Genomic DNA, 3211 nt, shown 5'->3' on the forward strand with positions numbered 1-3211 from the left:
AAACGGTGCAGATATCATTTGCGGATTTATTGGGGGGCAATTATAGTGAACCTCATTTTGTGAAAGTGGGTGACGTTGAAGCTAAACATCCGGAAACGACATTTGAACCGGTACAAATTGAGACACCGGAAAAAAAATCAATTAATGAAGAGCAATCGAAACCTGAAACTAAAAAAGCAAAAGCCGTATCTTTAAATGACAAGTTGTCAAAAGGAATCGACATTGATTTGAATGATAGAATCGCTTTTGTGAAACACCTTTTTGGAAACAGCACTGAAGATTATAACCGCGTGCTCAATCAGCTAATCACCTTTGACAATTTTTATGAAACAAAAAATTTCATAGAGGAGATGGTAAAGCCTGATTATAACTATTGGAAAGGAAAGGATGATTATGCCGAACGATTCATGGACATCATTGAAAAAAAATTCCTTTAAGCTAATCTGAATTTGTTACATCACGGCAAAAAAGCACCCTCTTTGTTTTTATGCAAAACTAATTAGAATACTCGCATCTATCATATGTCAAAATTATACATAGTTCCCACACCAATAGGCAATCTCGAAGACATGACTTTTAGAGCAATCCGAATTCTTAAAGAAGTTGATTTGATTCTGGCTGAAGACACACGCACCAGCGGAAAACTCCTGAAACATTTTGAGATTGGCACACACATGTACAGTCATCACATGCACAACGAGCACAAAACGGTCGAAAATTTGATTTCTCGATTGAAAGCCGGAGAAAACATCGCCTTAATTTCGGATGCAGGTACTCCAGCTATATCGGATCCAGGTTTCCTGTTGACTCGCGCTTGTATTGAAAATGGAGTTGAAGTAGAGTGTTTGCCTGGAGCAACTGCTTTTGTTCCTGCTTTGGTCAATAGTGGTTTACCCAATGATAAATTTGTTTTCGAGGGATTCTTGCCTGACAAAAAAGGAAAACAAACACGCTATTTAGCTTTAGCGGAAGAAACGCGCACTATGATTTTATACGTTTCTCCGCATAAATTACTAAAAACATTGACTGAATTTATTACCTACTTTGGCGAAGACAGACCCATTTGCGTATCTAGGGAATTATCAAAACTACATGAAGAAAATGTTCGAGGGACGGTACGAGAAGTTTTAACCCATTTTGAAAAAACAGCTCCAAGGGGGGAAATCGTTGTTGTCATAGGAGGAAAACCAATCGTTAAGGAAGTTAAAAAGAGTAAATTCTCGAAAGACGAAGAAGAAGCGTAATCATGACCAATATGAATTTAACATCTTATATCACCCGATTAAAACAAGCTCCAAAAACTATTGCATTTACCGACACCATGGCAACAATAGAGGAACACTACGTTTTTACACCAACTGCTTTCCAAAACGGAAATCAACAAAATGCAACGGGCGAAAATTCCGGTTCCTGTAAATTGTTTGCTTTCGCCAAACTGCAAAACTTATCACAAGAAGAAACATTAGCTTGTTTTGGCGGCTATTATTTTGAAGACGTTTTGAAAAACCCAGAAGGAAATGACCATCAAAACATTCGCAATTTCATAAAAACCGGCTGGAACGGAATTCAGTTTCACGGCGAAGCTTTAGAGTTGAAATAAATCGGCATTATAAAACTTTAACCTGACACTTTAAACAATAGAACGATGCGCTGGACGATTAAACCAAAACCTTCAGAGGAAAAGATAAAAAATCTGGCGCAAGCTTTGAATGTAGAAGATTTTGTCGCCACTTTATTGGTTCAACGAGGCATTGAAACTTTTAAGGATGCGAAGAATTTTTTCCGCCCTTCATTGGAGCATTTGCACGACCCGTTCTTGATGAAAGATATGGATAAAGCAGTGGCAAGGATTGAATTAGCGATTGCGAACCAAGAAAACATTCTCGTTTTCGGGGATTATGATGTCGATGGAACCACCGCAGTTTCTTTGGTTTCCTCCTATCTGAAATCATATTACACTAATATTGCCACTTATATCCCCGATCGCTATGCCGAAGGCTACGGAATCTCCTTTAAAGGGATTGACTTTGCTGACGACAATAGCATTACGTTGATTATCGCTTTGGATTGCGGAATAAAATCCATCGACCATGTCGCTTACGCAAAAGAACGAAACATCGATTTCATCATCTGCGACCACCACAGACCTGGAGAATTTTTACCCGAAGCAGGTGCGGTGCTCGACCCAAAAAGAGCTGATTGTTCCTATCCCTATGACGAATTGTGCGGTTGCGGTGTCGGATTTAAATTAATACAAGCTTTGGGCAGCAATAGAAATCAAGCCATTGACGATTTCATTCCGTACTTAGACCTTGTAGCTACTGCAATCGCCGCCGATATTGTCCCTATGACAGGCGAAAACAGGGTGCTTGCCTATTTTGGTCTGCAAGTAATCAATAGCGACCCCAGACCGGGGATCAAGGCTCTGATTCAGCAAATAAAAAAACAAACCCTAGATATAACTGATGTCGTTTTTATCATCGCGCCGCGAATCAACGCCGCGGGACGCATCAAGCACGGCAATCATGCGGTTGAGTTATTAACCGAATTCGATTTTGAACAGGCACAACAATTTGCCTCGGAAATTGAACAATACAATTCCGACCGAAAGGACTTGGACAAGCAAATCACCAAAGAAGGGCTGCTGCAAATTGAAAATAATGACGAAAAAGAACGGTTCACAACCGTCATATACCAGGAAGACTGGCACAAAGGCGTTATCGGGATCGTAGCCTCCCGCTTGATTGAAACCTACTATCGCCCTACGCTTGTTTTCACGAAAAGCGGTGATAAATATGCCGCTTCGGCTCGATCAGTCAAAGGTTTTGACGTTTATAACGCGCTGGAAGCCTGCTCGCAACATTTGGAGCAATTCGGCGGACATATGTATGCCGCGGGAATGACTTTAAAGGAAGAAAACTATTCGGTCTTTAAGGAGGCGTTTGAGAAACAGGTTCAGGAGACGATCCATCCCGATATGTTGATTCCGGAAATCGAGATTGATGCCGAAATAGATTTTGCCGATATCACACCGAAACTGACCCGAATTTTAAAGCAATTTGAACCGTTTGGCCCACAAAACATGACTCCCGTTTTCTTGACGAAGAATCTAAAAGACACGGGCTATGCGAAGAAATTGGGGACCGAGGACGAGCATTTGAAACTCTTCGTTAAACAAAATAATTCCGAGGGAATTCCCGCAATAGGATTC

3 protein-coding genes and 1 pseudogene are annotated in these 3211 nt (G+C 40.8%); all 4 read left to right on the forward strand.

Annotation, left to right across the window (positions count from 1 at the left end; genetic code table 11):
* Positions 1-437 (forward strand): annotated as a pseudogene (locus tag VIH09_RS03830) (hypothetical protein); the annotation flags it as partial.
* 84 nt (positions 438-521) lie between these two features.
* The gene (gene rsmI, locus VIH09_RS03835) at positions 522-1244 is read left to right on the forward strand and encodes a 16S rRNA (cytidine(1402)-2'-O)-methyltransferase (RefSeq protein WP_331578055.1); all 723 of its coding nucleotides are present in this window, start codon (positions 522-524) and stop codon (positions 1242-1244) included.
* 11 nt (positions 1245-1255) lie between these two features.
* On the forward strand, positions 1256-1600 hold the full coding sequence (locus tag VIH09_RS03840) for a HopJ type III effector protein (RefSeq protein ID WP_331578057.1): 345 nt from the start codon (positions 1256-1258) through the stop codon (positions 1598-1600).
* A gap of 45 nt (positions 1601-1645) precedes the next feature.
* Positions 1646-3211 (forward strand): single-stranded-DNA-specific exonuclease RecJ (recJ, locus tag VIH09_RS03845; protein ID WP_331578059.1); only part of this gene is annotated, 1566 nt, incomplete at its 3' end.

It is taken from the genome of Flavobacterium sp. (assembly GCF_036515215.1).
Classification (GTDB): Bacteria; Bacteroidota; Bacteroidia; order Flavobacteriales; family Flavobacteriaceae; genus Flavobacterium.

What these genes read in the sequence shown, in the direction of transcription:
- rsmI (WP_331578055.1), top strand. Translation starts at nt 522, where the DNA reads ATGTCAAAATTATACATAGTTCCCACACCAATAGGCAATCTCGAAGAC.
- VIH09_RS03840 (WP_331578057.1), top strand. Translation starts at nt 1,256, where the DNA reads ATGAATTTAACATCTTATATCACCCGATTAAAACAAGCTCCAAAAACT.